General features: G+C 73.6%; 4 protein-coding genes and 1 tRNA gene. All 5 read right to left on the bottom strand.

The genetic code is table 11. The features are described 5' to 3' along the window. Positions 1 to 608, bottom strand: a 608-nt coding sequence (locus ABD308_RS29105) for an MFS transporter (RefSeq protein ID WP_344340949.1), incomplete at its 3' end; no start/stop codon positions are given. A 54-nt stretch (positions 609 to 662) separates the two neighbouring features. Continuing rightward, the gene (locus ABD308_RS29100; protein ID WP_344340943.1) at positions 663 to 1,487 is read right to left on the bottom strand and encodes a MerR family transcriptional regulator; all 825 of its coding nucleotides are present in this window, start codon (positions 1,485 to 1,487) and stop codon (positions 663 to 665) included. 59 nt (positions 1,488 to 1,546) lie between these two features. Continuing rightward, entirely contained in the window at positions 1,547 to 2,656 is a 1,110-nt protein-coding gene (locus tag ABD308_RS29095; RefSeq protein WP_344340938.1) for a peptidoglycan-binding protein, read from the bottom strand. Between the two features lie 222 nt (positions 2,657 to 2,878). Next, positions 2,879 to 2,966 (bottom strand) — tRNA-Ser (locus tag ABD308_RS29090). Between the two features lie 63 nt (positions 2,967 to 3,029). After that, the coding region (locus tag ABD308_RS29085; protein WP_344340933.1) for a S1C family serine protease at positions 3,030 to 4,084 on the bottom strand (1,055 nt) is incomplete at its 5' end.

The following is a 4,084-nucleotide window of genomic DNA, read 5'->3' as shown; positions in this document are numbered from 1 at the left end:
CGGTGCTGCCGGGCGACCGGTAGGCGCACCAGCACCAGCAGGACGGCGGCGAAGCTCGCCGCGTCCGCCAGCGCCACCCCGCGCAGCCCGCCCACCGCGACCAGCGCCCCGCCGAGCGGCGCCCCGAGCAGGACGGCGAGCTGCCCGCCCGCCTGCCGCAGCGCCAGGGCGCGGGGCAGCCGACCGGCGCCCACCAGCAGGCGCGGCATCGCCCCGCTCGCGGGGAGGTAGAACGCGTCCACCACCCCGGTCACCACCGCCGCCACGACCAGCAGCCCCAGCGGGACGCCCCGGCCGCCGGCCACCGCCGCCAGGGCGAGCGTCGCGGCCAGCATCACCGCGTCCCCGGCGAGCATCACCCGACGGGCCCCCAGCCGGTCCGCCACCGCGCCACCGACCAGCACCAGCGCCGTCCGCGACACCGTGATCGCGGTCAGCACCAGCCCGGCGGCGCCCCCGCCGTGCGCGGCGGCGGCCCAGCCGAGGGCGAAGGCGAGAGCGGCGTCGCCCAGTGCCCCGAGCTGCGCCCCGGCGAGCCAGCACAGGTAGCTCGCGGGCAGCGCCGGGCGGGCCGGTCCGTCGGGCACCGCGGCCCCGGTGATCGTCATGCCGGCCGACGCTAGGACCCTCGACCCGCTTCAGGGCAAGCGCCGGTCCCCGTCCTACACCCGCACCACCGGCTCCTGCAGTTCCGTCACCCAGTGCGCCACCTCCTCCGGGCACTCCAGGTAGAGCTCACGGGCGTAACCCGTCGAGCGGTAGCCGTTCTCCTCGATGAACCGCGCCAGCGCCTGGACGGCGCCCAGGGAGCCGTCCATCGACCCCCGGTGCACCAGGGTCGCCGCCTCCTCGACGGCCGGCAGGTCGACCACCGCGAGGCCGTGCTCCCCGGCCGGGTCGACCGAGGCCGGGACCGGCACGGCCACCCGGATCAGCACCGAGCCGTCCCCGGTGTCCTCGTAGCGGGCGACGGACGGCCCGGCGTGGGCGATGCCGGCCGTCGCCAGCCGGCCGCAGAGCTCGTCGAACAGCGGCCCGATCACCGGCCCGATGTCCTGCGGCTCGTAGCTCGCCGCCACCCCGGTCAGCTCGGCCACCCGCACCGCCGGCACCCGCTTCACCACCACGTCGTGTGTGGACATGGTCCCCTCGCTCTCGATCGTACGGAGCCTCGCCTCGACCCGGGCCAGCCGTTCGGCGTCCGCCGCCATGGCCGCGGCGAGCTCGGCCCGCCGCAGCCGCAGCATCCCGCGCAGCTCGGCCGTGTCCACCTCCTCGTCCAGGACGGTCCGCACCTGGTGCAGGGTGAAGCCGAGTTCCTTGAGGGCGATGACCCGATTGAGCCTGGCCAGTTGGGCCGCCTCGTAGCAGCGGTAGCCGCTGCCCGGGTCGACCCGGGCGGGCCGGAGCAGTCCGATGGCGTCGTAGTGACGCAGCATCCGGACCGACACCCGGCCGTGCTTGGCGAAGTCTCCGATGTTCAACATGGTTCCTCCAGTGCAGACCCTCACACGGTGTCACGGTCAAGCACCGGGTCCGCCGCCGCTCACTCCGTCACGTCGAACCCCCTCCGCCGCCCCAGCGCCTGGAGGCTGCGCTGGCCGGGGATGCCGTTGGCGTCCTCGCCGGAGTAGCCGAGGCTGCGCTGGAACGCGGCGTACGCCTGCACGGTGCGCGTGCCGAGCGAGCCGTCCACCCAGCGCTGCTCCAGGAACCCCTCGTCCGCCAGCGCCTGTTCGACGATCCGCACCTCGCCGCCGTAGGTCTGGTGGCCCTGCTCGGCCCCCGGGTCGGTGCGCGCCGCCGCGACCACGTGGGCGAGCGAGACCCGCTGCGGCGAGGGCAGCCGGCCCAGCAGCCGGCGCAGCGAGTCCTCGCCCGGCACCCCGTCGGCGTCCGGCCCCGAGTACCCCAGACCGTGCTGGAAGTCCTGGTAGTTGAGGGTATCGGCGTCCCGCCAGTCCTCGTCGGGACCGGACCGGTAGTGCCGGCCGTAGCCCTGCCGGACGAGCGCCTCGCCGACCTCCTTGACCTGCGGCCCGTGCGCGCCGTAGCCGTACTCCAGCCCGTTGACGGTCACCCGGTACCGGGCGGGCCCCGACCCGCCGCCCGGTGGGGGCAGCGGCGCCCCGCCGGCCACCGCGACGATGCCGGGCATCACGACCTCGCGGAACTGCCGGGCGCGGACGTCCCCCGGGCAGGCCGTCCCGCCGTTCGACCACTCGGGGAACATCCGGTGCACCCCGAAGCCGGGCTCGTCCCACTCCGGGCAGATCCGCAGCGGGACACCGTGCCGCCGGTGCAGCCAGACCCCGAGCGCGACGAGCGCGTTGACCTGGGAGTCCGTCCACGGGTCGGTGCTCTGGTCGTCACTGGCCGTCTCCACGCTCACCGCACCGGTGCCGTCGGGCCGCCGGTTGGCCCGCATGTTGGCGTCGGCCCGGGTCTCGGTGCCGATGAACTGCCCCACGCAGCCGTCGTACCCGATCCCGAAGTGGGACTCCAGGTTGGTGGAGTCCCGCCAGTACTCGTACATCCGCCGCGGCGTCCACGGCGCCGCCACACTGTGGAAGATCACCTGCGTCGGCGTGATCGCCGCCTGCTCGTCCGACTCGGGCTGGAGCTCCATCTTCTCCGCACCGGGGTACCAGGCCATCCGTCTCTCCTCGCCGGGCCCAGGGCAGTTCGCCCCTTACGCCCGGGTAGACGGACCCCGCGCCCCCACACGAGGACGCACCCACCCCAAACCCCCCGTTCAGGTGAATACAGGACCCCGGCCCACCCCGCCCCACCCGCTCCACCCCGCCCGGAAAGCACGAAGGCGGGTGCCGACCTCAGGTCGGCACCCGCCTTGAGCAGGTGGTTCTTCTCCTACCGGCGGAGAGCGTGGGATTCGAACCCACGGTACGGGGTCACCGCACGACAGTTTTCAAGACTGTTCCCTTAGGCCGCTCGGGCAGCTCTCCAGGCGGAGGTCAGCCTAACGGGTCCGGCGGGGTTCGGTGCACAGGGTTTCCGGGCGGGCCGGGTCAGTCGCCGACGCGCTCGCTGAGGGTGACCTTGGTGGTGGCGGTCTGGCCGTTGCGGGTGTACTCGACGTCGACGGTCTCGCCGGGCTTGTGCGTCCAGATCTTGCTGACCAGGGCGGGGCCGTTCTCGATCGGGCTGCCGCCGAGCTTGGTGATGACGTCGCCGGGCTTGAGGCCGGCCTTGTCGGCGGCGCCGCCGGGGGTGACGGCCGGCTGGCCCTGGATGTCGCGGGTCTGGATCTGCGCGCCGTCGCCCTTGTAGTCGTCGTTGCGCAGGACGTCGAGCTTGGCGTAGACCGGCTTGCCGGTCTTGATGAGGGTGTCGGCGACCCACTTGGCCTGGTTGATCGGGATCGCGAAGCCGAGGCCGATGGAGCCGGCCCGGCCGTTGCTGGAGGCGTTGGACTGGATCGCCGAGTTGATGCCGATCACGCCGCCGCCGGAGTCGAGCAGCGGGCCGCCGGAGTTGCCGGGGTTGATGGAGGCGTCGGTCTGCAGGGCGTTCATGTAGGAGGACTGCGCGCCGGTCTCGTCGCCGGACGCGACCGGGCGGTCCTTGGCGCTGATGATGCCGGTGGTGACGGTGGACTCCAGGCCGTACGGGGCCCCGATGGCGATGGTGGAGTCGCCGACGTTGACCTTGTCGGAGTCGGCCAGCGGCAGTGGCGTCAGCCGGTCCTTGGGCGGGTTGTCGAGCCTGATGACGGCGACGTCGTAGCCCTCGGCGCGGCCCAGCACGGAGGCCGGGTAGGAGCTGCCGTCGGCGAACTTGACGGTCAGTTTGCCGCCGCTGGAGGCGGCGGGCGCGACCACGTGGTTGTTGGTGAGGATGTGGCCCTCGGTGTCGAAGACGAAGCCGGTGCCGGTGCCGGACTCGCCGTTGCCCTGCGCCTTGATGGTGACGACGCTGGGCAGCGCCTTCTGCGCGATGCCGGCGACCGAGCCCGGGGCGGCCTCGTTCTTCTGCGAGTTGTTGGCCTGCACCGTCGTGGAGGTGCGGCCGGCCTTGGAGCTGACGGTGCTGTCGTCGCGGTCGGCGATGGCCACGCCGACCG

Origin of the sequence: Kitasatospora putterlickiae, from assembly GCF_039527695.1 — a bacterium.
GTDB classification, from domain to species: domain Bacteria; phylum Actinomycetota; class Actinomycetes; order Streptomycetales; family Streptomycetaceae; genus Kitasatospora; species Kitasatospora putterlickiae.
This window is presented reverse-complemented; position numbering and strand designations above follow the sequence as displayed.